The organism is Phormidesmis sp. 146-12, assembly GCF_052939495.1.
Genome location: NZ_JBJPHS010000126.1, coordinates 1 through 16,543 on the forward strand (window position 1 = coordinate 1; position 16,543 = coordinate 16,543).

At 48.2% G+C, this 16,543-nt stretch carries 19 protein-coding genes; all 19 read right to left on the minus strand.

Annotated elements, in window-relative coordinates; translation table 11 throughout:
• Nucleotides 1-146 precede the first annotated feature (146 nt).
• Nucleotides 147-1,247, minus strand: a complete 1,101-nt coding sequence (locus ACKFKF_RS30165) for an NADH:flavin oxidoreductase (protein ID WP_446871071.1) — start codon at nucleotides 1,245-1,247, stop codon at nucleotides 147-149.
• An 86-nt stretch (nucleotides 1,248-1,333) separates the two neighbouring features.
• Nucleotides 1,334-2,209, minus strand: coding sequence for an alpha/beta fold hydrolase (locus ACKFKF_RS30170; RefSeq protein WP_446871073.1), 876 nt, complete (start codon nucleotides 2,207-2,209; stop codon nucleotides 1,334-1,336).
• Nucleotides 2,210-2,323: 114 nt separating this feature from the next.
• On the minus strand, nucleotides 2,324-2,581 hold the full coding sequence (locus tag ACKFKF_RS30175; RefSeq protein ID WP_446871074.1) for a hypothetical protein: 258 nt from the start codon (nucleotides 2,579-2,581) through the stop codon (nucleotides 2,324-2,326).
• Nucleotides 2,582-2,676: 95 nt separating this feature from the next.
• Entirely contained in the window at nucleotides 2,677-3,054 is a 378-nt protein-coding gene (locus tag ACKFKF_RS30180) for a hypothetical protein (protein WP_446871075.1), read from the minus strand.
• 62 nt (nucleotides 3,055-3,116) lie between these two features.
• Nucleotides 3,117-3,260, minus strand: coding sequence for an SDR family oxidoreductase (locus ACKFKF_RS30185; RefSeq protein WP_446871076.1), 144 nt, complete (start codon nucleotides 3,258-3,260; stop codon nucleotides 3,117-3,119).
• Complete coding sequence (locus ACKFKF_RS30190; protein ID WP_446871077.1) at nucleotides 3,247-3,669, minus strand: NAD(P)H-dependent oxidoreductase; 423 nt, start codon at nucleotides 3,667-3,669, stop codon at nucleotides 3,247-3,249. Before ACKFKF_RS30190 ends, ACKFKF_RS30185 begins: the two co-directional genes overlap by 14 nt.
• Before the next feature lie 187 nt (nucleotides 3,670-3,856).
• Entirely contained in the window at nucleotides 3,857-4,978 is a 1,122-nt protein-coding gene (locus ACKFKF_RS30195; protein ID WP_446871078.1) for a zinc-dependent alcohol dehydrogenase family protein, read from the minus strand.
• A gap of 39 nt (nucleotides 4,979-5,017) precedes the next feature.
• Entirely contained in the window at nucleotides 5,018-6,388 is a 1,371-nt protein-coding gene (locus ACKFKF_RS30200; protein ID WP_446871079.1) for an FAD-binding oxidoreductase, read from the minus strand.
• 78 nt (nucleotides 6,389-6,466) lie between these two features.
• On the minus strand, nucleotides 6,467-6,937 hold the full coding sequence (locus ACKFKF_RS30205; RefSeq protein ID WP_446871080.1) for a VOC family protein: 471 nt from the start codon (nucleotides 6,935-6,937) through the stop codon (nucleotides 6,467-6,469).
• 256 nt (nucleotides 6,938-7,193) lie between these two features.
• Nucleotides 7,194-7,862: an NAD(P)H-dependent oxidoreductase gene (locus ACKFKF_RS30210; RefSeq protein WP_446871081.1), complete on the minus strand. Its 669-nt coding sequence runs from the start codon at nucleotides 7,860-7,862 to the stop codon at nucleotides 7,194-7,196.
• 132 nt (nucleotides 7,863-7,994) lie between these two features.
• Entirely contained in the window at nucleotides 7,995-8,396 is a 402-nt protein-coding gene (locus tag ACKFKF_RS30215; RefSeq protein ID WP_446871082.1) for a RidA family protein, read from the minus strand.
• 108 nt (nucleotides 8,397-8,504) lie between these two features.
• Nucleotides 8,505-9,083 (minus strand): ester cyclase, encoded by a 579-nt coding sequence (locus tag ACKFKF_RS30220; protein ID WP_446871083.1) that lies wholly within the window; start codon nucleotides 9,081-9,083, stop codon nucleotides 8,505-8,507.
• Nucleotides 9,084-9,235: 152 nt separating this feature from the next.
• Nucleotides 9,236-9,964 (minus strand): alpha/beta fold hydrolase, encoded by a 729-nt coding sequence (locus ACKFKF_RS30225; protein WP_446871084.1) that lies wholly within the window; start codon nucleotides 9,962-9,964, stop codon nucleotides 9,236-9,238.
• Between the two features lie 93 nt (nucleotides 9,965-10,057).
• Complete coding sequence (locus ACKFKF_RS30230; RefSeq protein WP_446871085.1) at nucleotides 10,058-10,831, minus strand: glucose 1-dehydrogenase; 774 nt, start codon at nucleotides 10,829-10,831, stop codon at nucleotides 10,058-10,060.
• Between the two features lie 55 nt (nucleotides 10,832-10,886).
• A complete protein-coding gene (locus ACKFKF_RS30235; RefSeq protein WP_446871086.1) occupies nucleotides 10,887-11,924 on the minus strand; it encodes a zinc-dependent alcohol dehydrogenase family protein in 1,038 nt (345 codons plus the stop codon).
• Nucleotides 11,925-11,950: 26 nt separating this feature from the next.
• Nucleotides 11,951-12,772 (minus strand): alpha/beta fold hydrolase, encoded by an 822-nt coding sequence (locus ACKFKF_RS30240; RefSeq protein WP_446871087.1) that lies wholly within the window; start codon nucleotides 12,770-12,772, stop codon nucleotides 11,951-11,953.
• Nucleotides 12,773-12,920: 148 nt separating this feature from the next.
• The gene (locus tag ACKFKF_RS30245; RefSeq protein WP_446871088.1) at nucleotides 12,921-13,481 is read right to left on the minus strand and encodes a DsbA family protein; all 561 of its coding nucleotides are present in this window, start codon (nucleotides 13,479-13,481) and stop codon (nucleotides 12,921-12,923) included.
• A gap of 226 nt (nucleotides 13,482-13,707) precedes the next feature.
• A complete protein-coding gene (locus ACKFKF_RS30250) occupies nucleotides 13,708-14,337 on the minus strand; it encodes a response regulator (RefSeq protein ID WP_446871089.1) in 630 nt (209 codons plus the stop codon).
• A partial coding sequence (locus tag ACKFKF_RS30255) for a PAS domain S-box protein (protein WP_446871090.1) occupies nucleotides 14,334-16,543 on the minus strand: 2,210 nt, incomplete at its 5' end. The genes ACKFKF_RS30255 and ACKFKF_RS30250, both read right to left, overlap by 4 nt.

Here is a 16,543-nt window from a genome sequence, read left to right on the forward strand (position 1 = left end):
AATCGCTATCATCAGTCTAGAAAACATATTAGAACCCTTTTAGCGATAAAGGACTTGATAGATAATCACCCCTACACTCGCCCAATGCGATCGCTAATTTGATTGAAACGATCAGTTGAGAGGATCAGACATTCAAACCAGCGCTTTTAAGTGAGTATTGCTAACGCTGAGGGATTAAAGTTCATGAGATCAGCAGTACGGTCTTGATGTATCTTTACAGCCCATTGTGGATCTTGCAGCAGCGCACGTCCAACTGCAACCAAGTCAAAGTCACCACGCTCCAGCCGACGCAGCAATTCATTAAGTGACGCAGCCTGTGATGCTTCACCACTAAAGGCTCCCATGAAATCGCCGCTGAGACCGACCGACCCTACGGTAATGGTGGGAACCCCTGTCAGCTTCTTCGCCCAGCCCGCAAAGTTTAGATCAGATTCGTCGAACTCCGGCTCCCAAAAACGGCGTTGTGAGCAATGCAATATATCTGCGCCTGCGTCCACCAGCGGTTGTAACCACTCCTCCATCTCGGCTGGAGTGTTCGCAAGGCGGGCGGTGTAGTCTTGTTGTTTCCATTGCGACAGACGAAGGATGATCGGAAAGTCAGAACCGACTGCTGCACGGACGGCTTGAAGAATCTCGGCGGCGAAACGCCCGCGCTCAGCGATCGTCACTCCCCCAAACCGATCGGTGCGATGGTTCGTGCCCTTCCAGAAAAACTGATCGATCAGATAGCCATGTGCCCCGTGAAGTTCAACAGCATCGAAACCCAGTCGCTTTGCATCCGCCGCTGCACTGGCAAAGGCAGCGATCGTATCGGCGATGTCTGCATCAGTCATCGTTTTCCCAAACGGCTGGTCAGGACTATTTAGACCCGAAGGACTCTCAAACAGGTCAACGGGCAGATCGTCGCCGTAGGGGGGTGGCACTGCGCCAACATGCCAGAGTTGCGGGAGCATCGACCCTCCGGCAGCGTGGACTGCATCAATGACTTGCTTCCAGCCAGCAAGTTCCTGCTCACCGTGGAAGCGGGGAAAGTTAGCCCCGTTCAGCGATGCGGGTCGTGCAATGCCTGTTCCCTCAGAGATGATCAGCCCGACTTCAGCAGCGGCACGTTTTGCATAGTAATTTGCTACGTCTTTCGTTGGATAGCCATTAGGTGAAAAGCCTCGCGTCATCGGAGCCATCACAATTCGGTTCGGCAGCTTCAATCCTTTAAAGCTAAAGGGTTGGAAAAGCGTGTTAATAGACATGCTAACCTCTTGAGAAATTGTTAGCGATCAAGGTGGCGTTACTGCTGTTTCCGGGCAAACAGCACATTTTCAGTCGTTCACTCACGCTAAACTATGGAGACATGGTGATGAATTCCTTTGATCTTGGAACTAAGTCGAAGAAAGTCTAGTAACACGGGATTGACCTGATCAGCATGAGTCCAGTTGATAGCGTGCGGTCCGCCAGGGATGACAACCAGTTGACTGTTTTTAATCAGCTTTGGGAGTCTTGCTGCGGTGGACTCAAGCGGCAAAATGCGATCGGCATCGCCATGAATGATCAGGGTTGGGACATCAATGCGGGGCAGATCATCGCGGAAATCGGTGAGCCAGGATGGGACACAATCTAAAGTCGCTTTCGCAGAAGACCCTACAGCCACATTCCAACTTGCCTGAATTGCCTCATTGCTAATCCGCTTACCCAGCAACACATCCACATTGAAGAACGCTTTGAAAAATTCAGAAAAGTAAGCTGGACGATCTTCAACGATCGCTTTCATAATGCCATCGAAAACACTTTGGTCAACGCCCTCTGGATTGTCGTTCGTCTTTAACAAAAATGGTGGAACAGGAGCCATTAGCACCGCTTTTTGCACCCGTTCTGAGCCATACTTGCCCAGATAGCGCGTCACTTCACCTGTTCCCATTGAGAAGCCAACCAACACGGTATTTTGCAAGTCAAGCTGGGTCATGAGTGTATTCAAATCTGCCGCAAAGGTATCGTAGTCATAGCCAGATGAGGGTTGACTGGAGTTGCCAAATCCACGGCGATCGTAGGTAATGACTCGATACCCCGCATTTAGCAGCACTAAGACCTGCTTTTCCCAAGAATGACCATTGAGGGGAAATCCATGAATCAGAACAATCGGTTGACCTGTCCCCAGATCTTCGTAGTAGAGATCAAGGGTTGCAGAATTTTCTTGACTGACAGTAACGTAAGGCATTGCAATCTCCTAGTGAATGCTGAATTTGAATGGTTAGTGAGATGATTTCCTTGCCAGTACCACTCTGACCAATCCAGGTCATGCGATCGTATGAGGGATTAACTTTGCTTGAGGTCACTTCTGAGGACTGGAAAAGGGCTGACACTGAACGGTCTTCACATTCCGCAGATAGTTCAACTCAGGCTCGAATCCAGTGGGACAGAACACATACACATTGTCTTGAGGTCGGGCAATGACCAAACGGTAGGCACCCTTGATCGCTTCGACTCTGGGAATCACTTGCGGATAGACTTGGGCCAAGGATGGAAAATTGAACAGTAAGAGTACGCCGAACAGAATCGTCGCTGAGATTGAAAAAAACTTCCGATTCATTGGGAACCTCCTGATAGATAGTTTAGTGAGCATTGACTAGAAAAGTGATGCCTTGATGACTCAACTTGTAGTAGGTTGCTAGCGATAAAGTCGAACTAACGTTTCGTACACGCATATTGCCGTTGGATAAAGTCGTCTTTGTACACTTCTAGTGTTCCAGATTGCTGACTATCCAGTGTTCCATCCCAAACCCAGTACTGATAATTACCATTCTGAAATCTGTAAACTCGAACGCCTTCCGTGGCTTGGCTTGTTCCTTTTCCCAAACTCAAATTTCCATTGGCACTGGTTGCACGATAAAGGAGTTCTCCTGATTTTTTAGTTTTCCAGATGTTGACGTTGTATCCGCCCTGGCATTGCAAGCTGAGGAGCAAATTAGCGGTGGAATCGGCTGATGCCGGCGGAGCGAAATTCGCTGTCGTGCTGATTGCCAAAGCCAGAAGAATTGTGGAACGAGTTAGAAATGCTTTCATGATGTTCTCTCTCAATATTTGAGTTGATAGGTTCACCTGGCTGCTCTTGACACAGCACCCATTTAGATTTGTGCCATGCCACCATCGACGAATAGCTCAATGCCGTTGACAAAGCTGCTGTCATCGGAAGCGAGAAAGACAACGGCTTTGGCGATCTCGTCGGGCGTGCCGACTCTTCCCAATGGAATATTTTTAGCGCATTCCATGCTGAATGGGAAATAGCAAATCTTCCATTGCTCCATTCACACCACGTTCTGTATAGTGTGGCAACCAACCCCCAACCGTGATTGAAAGCATGGCTCGTCGCCCCATGAATTTGCCTTCTCCATAGCGATCGCCCCAGCGAGTACCCTCATGTTGACCCACACCATACGCTAACCCATAGGCATACACTCGCTCAAACCAACCTTTGAGAATGGCAGACATGGAGAACCACCACATTGGAAACTGAAAAATGACAGCATCTGCCCATAATAATTTTGCTTGTTCTGCCTCAATATCCGGCGACTGGGTATGATCCGCAAAAGCCTGCTTCGATTCACGAGCGTAACTGAAGCGTTCAGTTCCTTCTGTGTTACCTCTGGTGAGCCTATAGCGTTTCGTTTTATTAGTCAAAGAACTTCTCTTTTTTTAATGAGAGTCTTCATAGCAAACCTCCTTTTTATGTTATGAACGACGATGATTTGTCAGAGTCTTACTGTGTGAGCGAATGGGGTGCGAGATGTCCGATCGTCGATCGAATGTAGCTGATAAAAGCCGTCAGAAACAGGCATAACAGTTCAGGTTGACGAATGGAAGAATGTCAGACTACAACGACGATTTTTCCAAATTGTTCATTTGATTCCATATATCGGTAGGCATCAACAATCCGATCCAGGGTGAATCGTTTTTCAGCAATGATTGGACGAAAAGCCCCGGAGTGTAATCGCTGGTTGACATAGCTTATTCCTGCCTTTAAACGCTCTGGATGAGCCGCGACATGAAAGAGCACGTTGAAGCCCTGGACTCGAAAGCCCTTCACGATCGCCGGAACCAACGGAAAAACGGGTGTCCCTTCAGCAAGCCAACCATATTCCACAATCAATCCTTCAGGAGCAACAATGTCCGCTAATTTTTCCAGATAAGGTCCGCTCACAGGGTCAAACACAATATCTGCACCATTGCCACCTGCGGTTCCTTCGGAGTTGCGCCCTGCGCTAATCGCGTTGCCCCAGTCCAAAGCATCTGCAAATGCCAAGCTGCTAGCAATATTTGCACCATTGCCACCTGCGGTTCCTTCGGAGTTGCGCCCTGCGCTAATCGCATTGACCCGCTCAACCATATTCTCCTGGTTAGTCACAATGACATGGTGAGCGCCCTCCCGAACTAGATTTTCTAGCTTGTCTGCTTTGCGGGTCATCGCAATGCTGGTTCCGCCTGCATCATTGACCATCTGAATCGCAGCAATACCTACACTGCTACTCGCTGCGGTAATCGCAACGACATCGCCTGGTTTGAGTTTGCCAAATTCAACCAGTGCTCCATAAGCAGCCAAGTACTGCATCCAAATGGATGTTCCTTCCTCTGGCGAGAACTGTTCTGGATATCTAGCAACGCGAGTCGCTGGCACGACAGCAACTTCACCTGCTACACCATATTGATTCATGCTGAATCCGGGGATGGTACTGACGTGATCGCCGATCTGAAACTCGGTTACTCCCTTTCCGATCGCATCAACAATCCCTGCTGCTTCATAGCCAATCCGAGACGGGAATTGGGCTTGCTCAGGGTGACTATTGGTACGATACATCACCTCGGCGCGGTTGAGACCCAATGCCTGCACCTGGATGCGGACTTCTCCCGCTTGAGGTTGGCGGAGCGGTTCTTCTTCGAGCTTCAGAACGTCAGGTTCACCAAATTCATAAAACTTGACAACTTTAGACATGATTAGATTTCCTCTTAGCGACGATGATTTGTCAGCGTCTTACCGTGTGAGCGAATGGGGTGCGAGATGTCCGATCGTCGATCGAAACACATCATCTGGATCGTATTTCTGCTTCAGATCGAGCAATCGCCCATAGTTCGACCCGAAGGCAAGCCGAACGCGCTCCTGTTCTTGCTCATCTAGGAGATTGATGTATCCCCCTTTGAAAGCATAGGGTGCTAGTGCCTGTGAGAGGTTCTGTGCCCATTGAAGATGCCGCTGCTTGTCGTCCTGTGGCTCCCAAGCTGCAATTAGCTCAACCATTAGATGATCCTGCCGCAGTGCAAAAGCAGTTTCCGACGCACCGACGCGGCTCGCGGCTCCGTGAAAGTGATGGAGCGCGATGAACGAAAAGGGGGAAGAAAATGGCAGTCCCTGTTCGATCAGTGTGTCAATGATTTCAGGCTGAAACCCTTTGATCGACTGTGTTTTAGCATGGTAGTAACGCCCCTTCGGTGCATTCGCATCCCACTGATGAATAAATTCGTTATACGTCATCGATCGCACCTGATCGACTAGCACAGTCCCAAAGGTTCGTAGGGGTGCGATGACTTGCTCACCTGCTGCGTCACCACAGTAGAGCGGTAAGAGAAATAGAACGGTCGCGCCCTCTGGCATCTGAATGAACCCAGACAGAATCGTCAATTCATCGGGGATAGTAGCCATGAAGTCGTTCAAACGGCGTAACACGGTTCTAGCTTCCCCTAGCGGATAGAGCAGCAGCCCAGATAACACGGTCGTGAGTGGATGCAGGCGATACTCCAGCGAGACGACAACGCCAAAGTTGCCTCCCCCACCGCGTAGTCCCCACATGAGATCGGGATGTTCTTCGGCGTTTGCGGTTAGAAGTTGCCCATCGGCGGTGACCACTTGTGCAGACAGTAGATTATCAATACCCAGCCCATAAGCCCCTATGAGTTCGCTGTATCCTCCTCCCAGGGTAAATCCAGCCATGCCAACGGCGGAGCAGGTTCCTGTCGCTGTCACCAACCCATATTGGGTGGTTGCCTCGATCAGATCACTGATCGTTGCTCCAGCTTGAACGTGAGCTGTGCGCTGGTCTGGATCAACGGTGACAGTTCTCATCTGAGACAAATCAATCACCACGCCCTCAGACAACGATCGTCCAGCAGTATCGTGTCCTCCCGCTCGAACCGAGAGGGGTAGCCCATGTGTCCTTGTCCAGCGAACCGTATGAATCACATCTTGTACAGTGAGACACCGAGCGATCGCAGCGGGTTGTGTCTTCACCTGACCATTCCAGAGTTGACGCACCTGTTCATAATCAGCAGCTTGAGGAAGAAAAAGCTGTCCTGTGAGCAGTGCTGCGAGATCGTCGAAAGCAGCACTGTGACGGTATATAGTTGTCATGATTTCTCCTTTTCAGTGGTATTGGCGATCGCAGGCTTTGTAGACTCGTGAGCCGTGATGAATTTCCTTCAGGAATTACTATGCAGAATCTTTCAAAGGAGTGACAAATTCAATGAGATTGCCGTTATTGTCCTTCACCAAACAGAGCCGAACTCCAGCACCAGGGTCGCTGCGCAATTCAAAAAAGGCTGGCACACCGCGTCGATTCAATTCAGCCAGTAACGCATCCACGTCATCAACACGGAAACAAAAATGTCCAATGCCACTCGTGCGTAATCCTTCACCAAGGTCTTTAGCTTCGGGCATCCCAGAGCGTGACTGAGTGCTGTCGATAATTTCGATCCGAAATCCATAGACTTGCAAATAAGCCAGTTTCAGGTCGGGGAAGACATCAACTGTCCATTCTCGCTCGATCGTCGCATCTAGCTTTTCTTGATACCACTGAAGCGTTTCCTCATAGTTCGGGACATTCAAGCAAACATGATCGATTTGCATCGAACTCAGAGGATTTGAGCCTAGAGTTGAAGATGTTTGAGTTAAAATTGTCATTTGAATCTCCTGTAATTGTGAATGTTCTAGATACCTCAGAGTCTTACCGTGTGAGCGAATGGGGTGCGAGATGTCTGATTGTCGATCGAAAAGACACGACCAGGCAGCTTCAGAGGCAACTTCCTATAGCATTTCAGCGATTTTTGATCAAAATCCTTGAAACACAGTCAATGTAAACATTTCAGCGATTTTTCTCGTTATTTCCCAATAGGGTCTAGTATTAGCTGGCTCTAAATTGATTTGTCAGAAAGCGGATCTAATACTTACCAACAGCGATCGGCAACTCATTCTCAATAGCTTGCAGCCGTCGAGAAAAATTATCCAAAATTTCCTGGCGAACTTCATCAGTTTGTTGGACGGGGGCATAAACGATATGAGGGGCAAGAACATCAAAACCAGTAAACTGAAAGATGCCACGTTGGATAGGGCGCAGGATAGCCTGGATATCGCCATTGAAGCCATCCTTGAGATAATGCTCCTTTGTTCCGCCTAGCGTCAACGAAAGCATTGCTTTCTTGCCTTGAAACCGTCCTGTTTCATAAATATACCCGCTACCGTACACCCGCCCCATTGTGAAGACGCGATCGACCCATCCCTTCAAAACAGCGGGCACACTAAACCACCATAAAGGAAACTGCCAAATCATCAAATCACACCATTCTAGTTTTTGGAGTTCAATTTCAAGTTCTGGGACAAAACCTTCAACTTCAGTCGCGTACATTTCTTCAATCTGCTGTTTGAAGTAGTTAGGATCTTTCATTGAGGTGAAGTTGCGACGATCGGATACGGGGTCAAACTTCATAGCATAAAGATCGGTACACTGTACATCATGTCCAAGCTTTTGAAGTGTGTCGATCGCCCTCTGAAACAATGCTCCATTGAAGCTTTTTGGTTCTGGATGGGCAAAAATAATCAAAACCTTCACGGTGTTTCTCCTGGCTTTATCAGAGTGGCTCTTAGATTTAGTAGTAGGGTAGGCATCGCTCACCATTTTGTAAAACCCTTCACAGTAAGGTTTTGTGGGCAGTGCCACTCTAAAATTTGTGGCTTATCGGTTTTAGCTCGTGATTGCCGTAACGCGGATCTCAATCCGCATCGTTGGCAGTCCAAGAGCTGCAACTCCTACCTCTGTCCAAATTGGGGCATGGTTGGGCATGTAATGACGAAATAGCTTGACCATCACATCGTTAACCTCTGGGGGAAACCCTCCAACATGGTAAGAATTGACATGGATAACATCCTCCCAACTAGCGCCAGCAGTCGCCAAGGTTCGCTCTACGTTCCGAAACGCCTGAGCAATCTCATCCGCAAGCGATTCGGGGAATTGCAGATCGTCGTCCCAGCCGCCTTGTCCTGATGTCTCCACTCGATCGCCAATTTTCACCGCTTGCGAGTAATAAAATTCATTCAGCATACGTTCCCCATAACCAGGGGTGATAAAAAACTCGGGTTTATTCATTGTGCTCCTTATTAGATGATTTAGTAGTAGGGCAGTGCCCACCATTTTGTAAAACCCTTCACAGTAAGGTTTTGTGGGCAGTGCCCACCCTACTAGCTGCCTCCTGGCTTAGCGATCAATGAGTGCGTTGGAAGGCAAGTTCGGATCGAGTGTTTTTCGTGCGCTGTCAACGCCCACAACGGGTAACGTACCAGGATCGAGCAAGCCGAGTTGAACCAATACACTCGCCTGATCCCAGTAGAGGTGTTCATGGGCGACCTTGCCATCTCGAAATCGAATAATGGCAACCACTGGTACTTCAACTCGTTTCCCGGTTGGAGCAACACCCGGCAGCATCCAGTCCATCTGAATCGTGTGAGTGAACTTACCCACCATTTCATCGACCAGTTGATCCGTCCCGATCGTGCGCGAAATTGGAACTAGCTCGAAGTCTGGCGGGATCTGTGGAATGAAGTATTTGGAATAAAACTCACCCACTTCTGGTTTTCCGACTCCTCCGGTCATGACCGGAATGTGGTTCACGTAAGCATCTTCAACCATCGTCGCGAGAGCATCTTCAGTGCTGTGAGTGCCAAACTCGGACTGTATATGTGCTTCCCAGACTGCTTGCAAGGCTCCCTGGACAGGTGTCAGGTTAGGATCTGCCTGTCTATTGTCTGCTTGATTTACACTTTGTTCTGTGACCATGTTAATGTAGTCTCCTGATTGGTAGTGTTGACTGTATTGTCTATGCTGGCTTTGTCTACAGCTTACTGAGTTCCAATGCGCCTAAATATCTTTCCATGAGGGACTCCTATTGCTATTCTCGGTTTGTTGAATCGACAGACAGATAAATGTTGCTAGTCACGTCCTGCCACAATCATCTTTTCGGCTAAACCGATCGGGTTAGAAAACATGACCTCGTGACTACCGGGCATTTGTACAAGCCGAAATAGCCCCAAGCGGTGAGACATTCTCGGATGCCAACCCCACTGTTCGCCTTGAGGGAGGACATTATCTTCTGTACAGTAGAGGTAACTTTTAGGAATGGGCAGCGAGTAAAACTGCTTCATTTCCAACTTGTCAATCCACGGTTGATACGGTTCAGGCGATAATTGTGCGTAACTCGATCGAGCCAGTTCGAGGTCAGCATCATTGAGAAGCACTTCTCGCCACATCTCAAACGGCATCACCAGCGTATGATCGTCCGATTCTCTCGCTATAGAGTCAAATAACGTTTGATAGTGCGGCGGAATGCTATCTCTGAGGCTTTCACCATCATTGAGGACAAAAGCATCTAAGAAGATGAGCCGTCGAATGCGATCGGGAATCGCTTCAGCAACTTTCGCAATAATTGTTCCGGCAAAACTATGACCTAAGAGAACAATATCGGTTAAGTCTTTGCCAACAATGTAATCGACGATCGATTGTGTACATTGAGCATGGTTAACATTCTTATTCGCGCCTTTGCCATGACCTGCGATCGTGGGAGCAAAAGCGTGATGTCCTTTTGCTTCTAGATGGTCAACGACTGCCTGCCAAGCAGAACCATCATGCCACGAGCCATGAACTAAGACAAAAGTTGACATAGAACTCCTTTAGTTGCAATTTGAAAATCAAGCCCATTTGTTCTCTCTTGAAATGGATCGGTTCACTGTGAGTCCACCATTAACGATCGAAAATTAACTCGCTGTATATCCGCCATCGATCGCTAAGGGTTGTCCAGTGATATAGCTGGCAGCATCAGAACATAAGAACACAACCGTTGCAGCAATTTCTTCAGGTTGACCCCTACGCCCCATCGGGACGCTCGACGACAACATCGAATCAAACTGCTCTAAAGTCATACCCATCTCTTGGAGACTCTTAGGAGTAACTAGTTCTGTGCCGCGAATATAGCCAGGATTGACGGCATTAATCCGAATCCCTTGCTTGGCATAATCGAGCGCAGCAGAACGAGTGAGACCCATCACAGCATGTTTGCTCGCAGTATAAGGACCCATTCCAGGTACCCCGATCAATACCCATACTGAAGAGTTGTTGATAATGACTCCTGCTCCTTGAGTCAGCATCTGCTGAATTTCATATTTCATGCACAAGAACACACCCCGCAGGTTAGTCGCCATCGTGCTGTCAAAGTCTTCAATAGACTGCTCGTGTAGTGGCTTTGGGACTGTACCAAACCCAGCATTATTGAAGGCAAAATCTAGCCTTCCGTAAGTTGCGACTGTCTTTTGCACTAATGCTTTGATGTCTTCCTCATTCGAGGCATCTGAATGAACATATAAACATTCAGCACCTGTTTCACGAATCAGTTGGGCAGTTTTTTCACCTTCAGCATCGCGTCTGCCTGAGAACACCACTGTTGCTCCAGCAGCACCGAATGCGATCGCGGCTGCACGACCAATTCCTGAAGTTCCTCCAGTGACTAACGCCACTTTATCTTGAAGTATCATCCTGTTTCTCCTGTTTCAATGAGCATTGACTAAATAAGCAATCGGTGAGGATAGTCTAATTCTTGGCAAATTCCAGCACAATTTTCCCTTGCGCTCCCCCCTGCTCTAGACGTTGATGTGCTTGAATTATCTGATCCCAAGACAGCGTTGAATCAATGACGGGGCGAAGCTGAGTGCGCTCGATTAGTTTTGTCAAAGCATCTAATTTTGCTCGGTACTGTGGCGTGAAAACAAAATGGATAGTCAGATTCTTGCCCCATGCTTCGATGAGTGACTGCGGCGTTTCAGTGTCTACAATGCTCACAAGCCTGCCGAATGGACGAATAATTTCTGGGCTACGCTGGATTGTTTGCCCACCGATCGTATCCAAAACTAAATCAACACCTAGCCCGTCTGTTTCCTGACAAATAACTTCCGCGTAATCTTCGTTGTAATCTTCGTTTTTGTAATCAATGGCTCGATCTGCGCCAAGTTTTTTAACAAAATCGAGATTTTTAGAACTGCATGTTGTAAAAACGTAGGCTCCCATCGCTTTTGCAAGTTGAATCGCAAGAGAGCCAACGCCACCAGCACCCGCATGAATTAGAACCGATTCCCCAACTTGAAGATTGCCTCTCGTGACTAGGCAATCCCAAGCCGTCCCTCCTGCAAGCGGAAAACACGCTGCTTCACTGTGCGACAAGTTAGAAGGCTTAAGCGCAACAATCCCTGCATCAGCAACATGATATTGAGCATAGCTGCCAGATTCTCCAAAAATCTGCGGCGAGTAATAAACTTCGTTTCCTACCTCAAAGTCTGTCACTGACTCTCCAACTGTCTCAATCACTCCTGAAATGTCAACTCCGATAATTGCTGGTAATCGAACCAAGTCTTTGTAGTCACCACGGCGAGTCTGATAATCAACTGGATTGATCGATGTCGCACACACCCTTACTAGAACCTGATTAGGTTTTGGCATTGGCTTGTGCACAGTTTGAATCTCAAAACTCTCAGCACCCCCAAATGTTGTCAGTACGGCTGCTTTCATAAATTCCATCTCTGCTAACCATCCTTGCTTTAGAATCAACGGTAAAGGTATTTCGATATCACTCAACGTGTCCAGATGCGTTTACGCTTCGTCTAGGTTGCGGTTGCAGCACGATCGATGAGCTTGGCAACGGCATCTGAATGGGAAACCATCACGACATGGGACGCGCCATTCACAACAATGGTCTCCTTTGAGTTAGCGCGGTTCGCCATGAAAGACAGTGCCGCTGTAGGAATGTTCAAGTCGCGATCGCCATAAATAAACCAGGACGGGGTAGATTTCCATGCGGGCGCACCGGAGGCTTCGTTCAGCGCGGCTTCCGTAATCGGGCGCTGGGTGCTAGCCATCAGTTGCGCGTCGTTAGCGGGCACATCCGCAGCAAACTGGGCGTGGAACTTGTCCTGCTGAATGTAGAGGTCTTTACCACCATCGGGCAGTTCAACGGGTGGCGCGAGTGTTGGTCCGAGTGTGCTGCCCGGATAACGTCCTGAGAGTTCAATGGCAGTCTCGCCCGCCTCAGGTGCGAAGCCAGCAACGTAGACCAATGCTTTCACGTTCTTGCTGCCATTGACCGCATTGGTAATCACCGCGCCTCCATAGGAATGTCCGACTAGCACGATCGAACCCTTGATATCTTTAAGGGCGCTGGCAACATAGTTCGCATCGCTCTTAACTCCGCGCAGGGGATTAGCTACAGCAATTGTCGGATAACCTTTCGTGATCAACTTGGTCAATACACCATTCCAACTAGAAGACTCGGCGAACGCACCATGAACGAACACGATCGTGGGCTTGTTGACTTGTGCATTTGCAGTACTCATGATGGCTCCTAGAGAAGTGAGGGTAAGCGCTCCTAAAAAGAGAGTGACAATCAGAAGCAGGCGGATGCTGTTCCTGAAGTTAAGCATGTTCATAGTGTGATTTCCATTTGAATTTGGGTAGTGCTTTCCTTTTTCAACGGCAATTTGTTCAACAAAACAGGCAGAAGCTAGCCATCGGATTAGATAGCTTACTAGCACTAGCAAACAAGTTAGATGTAAATTGAAGCAGGGATCGGGAAGCCTAACGACTTGCAGTGTCAATCGTTGTGATTAATTCTTCAAGGCTCCAACGATCGCAATAGCGAATTCCGTTAATAAACAGTGCGGGTGCAGTGGTTACTCCGCTCTGGTATCCACTTTCAATATCTTCGTTAATGCGATCGACGTGCCTTCGCTTGGATAGATCTTGCAGAATTTGAGAGACATCGAGTCCTAGATGGTTGGCATACTCCACCAGATAGCCATTACCCAAGGCATGTTGATAGGTAAATAGCATCTCGTGCATCTGCCAAAATTGACCTTGTACTGCTGCGGCTTCTGCCACTTCCGCTGCCTTTTGTGCTTGCGGATAGATTGAATTCTCGATAAAATGACGAAATACAACACATAGCCGATTCTCCTCAGCAAATACGGAATTGAAATGTTGTTGAATTGCCTGAACCAACCGATGCACTTCCCCACACTGAGGAGATTGATAATTTCCATATTCCACGAGTACGATTGGGGCACTGAGCGTCCCCTGGTAGTGATCGCGTTGTGAGGGGGGAAGAAAGAGTTGATTGGCATTACTATCTTGATTCATCGGACTTTTTAGCGAAAAAGATCTTTCATTGCATCAGGGGATTGCCATGACTCATATCTAGAATTTCTCCTGACTGGAATGATTGAACCTTCCCCTGTTATTGGTATGACTTCATCCTATGAAATGAATGCTGCGCTGTCGCCAACTTAGAGTCGAGTATTTGCAGGGATGAAACGACAGTTGCGACCTATCTCTACAGCGAATTCGCAACCGAACTTAAGTTCAGTCACAACTCGGTGAGTCCTCGCTTCAACGCTTTGACAACGGCTTGAGTGCGATCGCTCACGCCCAATTTACTCAAGATTCGGTTGATGTGGAATTTGACCGTACTTTCAGTAATATTCAAAGCGGCACCAATGTCATGATTGTTTAAGCCATCTGCCATCAGGTGAACGATCTCTTGCTCTCGTTGAGTCAACTCTGGATTTTTCATCCGCTGTACTAGCTTGGCAGCAACTTCAGGCGGGATATATTGTTGCCCACTGTGAACAATATGAATGGCATTGAGGAGTGCATCCGGCTCAGCATCCTTGAGCAGATAACCTTTGGCTCCGGCGTGTAGTCCTCGATAAATATCTTCGTCACCATCATACGTGGTCAGAATAATAATGCGGGCACGGGCAAATTCAGCACAGATAGCCAAGGTTGCATCAACGCCACTCATTTGCGGCATCCGTAAGTCCATCAAGGTAATATCGGGCTGGTGTTGTCGATATTGGTCGATTGCTTCCTGCCCATCACCCGCCTGCCCCACCACCGTCATGTCTAGCTCATTTTCAATCATCGCAGCCAGTCCTTGGCGGACAATGGAGTGATCATCAACAATCAAAATGCGGATTACTACAGACTGACTCATACGCCTGCCTCCCGATGCACAGATACAATTACTTCTGTTCCCTGCCCTGGCTGGCTGTCAATTGAAAGCTGTGCCCCAATGCGCTCCGCTCGTTCACTCATTCCTAGTAAGCCGAACCCCTGACTTAGAGTCATGTTGCTAACTTCAAACCCTTGTCCATCGTCTCTAATTCGCAAGCAGCATTGGGTGGATTCATAGACTAATTCAAGCCGGATCTCGTTCGCATGGGCATACTTAATTGCGTTTGTGAATGCTTCCTGTCCAATTCTCAGCAAATTATTTTCAGTGTCAGGGGGCAGTGCATAGGGCGTACCAACAATCTCATAAATCAAGCAGGTTTCAGTTGAAGATTGCATACTAGAGATAAATTGCTTCAGCGCCGTCCATAGGTTGCCCTTTTCCAGTAATTGGGGACGCAGTGCCGTAACGGATCGTCGAGCCTCTGTCAGACCGCTGCGAGCCAGATCGCGCACGGTCTGAATATGCGTTGGTATTGCTTCTGGGTTAGTTTTTGCTAATCGAGAAATGGCTCCCATGTGAACTAGAATACCTGTAAAGGCTTGTGCAAGAGTGTCGTGAATTTCACGCGCCATGCGGTTGCGTTCTTCTAGAATTGAGGCTGCTTCTGCTTGCTTCTGCAGTGTAATATCTCGCGCCAGCCAAATCACCTGTTCGTGCTGAATTGGGGCAATGCGAGCCGAAAACCAGATCTCTCGTCCAGCGATCCACTGGCTGTATTCAACGGTGAGGACTTGTTGGGTTCTCAGCACCTGCTGAATGTAATCCAGGAATTCATCAGCTTGTTCCTGAGTATAGAGTTGATGCAGTGTTGTGCCAGTATACTCCTCCCTATATTCCTCTCCATAGGATGGATTTCCTTGAATTGCACAGATCAATTGCCCTTCAGCAGTGAAGATACACAGCGGATCAGGAATGGCTGAAAAGAGCGCTCGCAGTTCTGCTTCAGAGGCTTGCAATGCTTCTTCTGCTTGCTTGCGTTTAATTCCCAATGCTATCTCGCGAGCGGCAAACCCCAATGCCTCAAAGTGAGACGCCGGAATGGATTGTCGAGCAAACATCGCGATCACGCCAACCAACTGCTCATCCAGCAGGATCGGATAGCCTGCAAATGCCACAATACCTTCTCGCTCTGCCCATTCTTGATCAACAAATGACTCATCAAACACATTGTTGATCAACAGTGGAAAGCTTTCTTGAGCAATTCGTCCAAGTTTCGGGCTATTCATGGAAACTCGACTGTAGGTACCGTCAAGACGGGTATACATTCCCGCGCTGGCTTGTAACTCCAAAACGTTCTGGTCTTTACTGATTGTCCAAATTCGAGCAAATGCCGCATTCAAGTGCTTCACAACGGCTTCTGCACAGCGATGCAGCATCACGGGTAAACTATCACTTTGAGCAAGGGCACTGTCCACATCGGCACGAAAAGCGGAGAGGATTGCCTGTTCTCGAAACTGAGCCTCGGACTGGCGCAACACAGCTTCTGCTTGTTTGCGATCGTCGATATCCGTATAAACTCCCAGCACTCGGATGGGTTCACCAGATTCATTCCAGGTCACAACTTTGCCGACAGAAAGAATCCATTTCCACTGACTATCCTGGGTACGCTGGCGATACTCTGCTTGATAGTTGGGGACTTCTCCACTAAGACAAGCATGGCAAGCTGCAATCACTGATTCTCTGTCGTCAGGATGCACACTCTCAATCCACTCGTTTTTGGTTGCGTGCAATGTTGCTGGATCGTAGCCAAACATTAAAGCGTATTCTGGGTTGAAAACTATTTCTCCAGTTTTGATATTGGTATCGTAGAGTCCTTGATTTGCAGCGGTTAATGCTAAGCGTAGTCGTTCTTCACTCGTTTGTAGAGCGACTTCTGCTCGTTTGCGATCGCTAATATCTGTAACGACACCTTCCAGGTATCCCTCAGTTGCATTCAGATAAAATGAGTAAAGCCCCCAAAACGATGTACCATCTCGTTTTAACCTCTGAAGTTCAACGTTTTGCAGTTCACCATCACGCTTCAGCGATTCAATCAGTTGTTTGCGATCATCCGGATTTGCAAAAAAGTCTGTGGCGTATTGGACACCAATCACTTCAACGGGTGAATCAAAGCCATGTATATCTGCACAACGTTGATTGGCATCAACCACTAATCCATCCGAGAGGCGGGTTCGGAAGATGCCGA

What these genes read in the sequence shown, in the direction of transcription:
- ACKFKF_RS30250 (WP_446871089.1), bottom strand. Translation starts at nt 14,337, where the DNA reads ATGAGTCAGTCTGTAGTAATCCGCATTTTGATTGTTGATGATCACTCC.
- ACKFKF_RS30220 (WP_446871083.1), bottom strand. Translation starts at nt 9,083, where the DNA reads ATGGTCACAGAACAAAGTGTAAATCAAGCAGACAATAGACAGGCAGAT.
- ACKFKF_RS30175 (WP_446871074.1), bottom strand. Translation starts at nt 2,581, where the DNA reads ATGAATCGGAAGTTTTTTTCAATCTCAGCGACGATTCTGTTCGGCGTA.
- ACKFKF_RS30170 (WP_446871073.1), bottom strand. Translation starts at nt 2,209, where the DNA reads ATGCCTTACGTTACTGTCAGTCAAGAAAATTCTGCAACCCTTGATCTC.
- ACKFKF_RS30200 (WP_446871079.1), bottom strand. Translation starts at nt 6,388, where the DNA reads ATGACAACTATATACCGTCACAGTGCTGCTTTCGACGATCTCGCAGCA.
- ACKFKF_RS30215 (WP_446871082.1), bottom strand. Translation starts at nt 8,396, where the DNA reads ATGAATAAACCCGAGTTTTTTATCACCCCTGGTTATGGGGAACGTATG.
- ACKFKF_RS30205 (WP_446871080.1), bottom strand. Translation starts at nt 6,937, where the DNA reads ATGACAATTTTAACTCAAACATCTTCAACTCTAGGCTCAAATCCTCTG.
- ACKFKF_RS30245 (WP_446871088.1), bottom strand. Translation starts at nt 13,481, where the DNA reads ATGAATCAAGATAGTAATGCCAATCAACTCTTTCTTCCCCCCTCACAA.
- ACKFKF_RS30185 (WP_446871076.1), bottom strand. Translation starts at nt 3,260, where the DNA reads ATGGAATGCGCTAAAAATATTCCATTGGGAAGAGTCGGCACGCCCGAC.
- ACKFKF_RS30195 (WP_446871078.1), bottom strand. Translation starts at nt 4,978, where the DNA reads ATGTCTAAAGTTGTCAAGTTTTATGAATTTGGTGAACCTGACGTTCTG.
- ACKFKF_RS30230 (WP_446871085.1), bottom strand. Translation starts at nt 10,831, where the DNA reads ATGATACTTCAAGATAAAGTGGCGTTAGTCACTGGAGGAACTTCAGGA.
- ACKFKF_RS30165 (WP_446871071.1), bottom strand. Translation starts at nt 1,247, where the DNA reads ATGTCTATTAACACGCTTTTCCAACCCTTTAGCTTTAAAGGATTGAAG.
- ACKFKF_RS30240 (WP_446871087.1), bottom strand. Translation starts at nt 12,772, where the DNA reads ATGAACATGCTTAACTTCAGGAACAGCATCCGCCTGCTTCTGATTGTC.
- ACKFKF_RS30180 (WP_446871075.1), bottom strand. Translation starts at nt 3,054, where the DNA reads ATGAAAGCATTTCTAACTCGTTCCACAATTCTTCTGGCTTTGGCAATC.
- ACKFKF_RS30225 (WP_446871084.1), bottom strand. Translation starts at nt 9,964, where the DNA reads ATGTCAACTTTTGTCTTAGTTCATGGCTCGTGGCATGATGGTTCTGCT.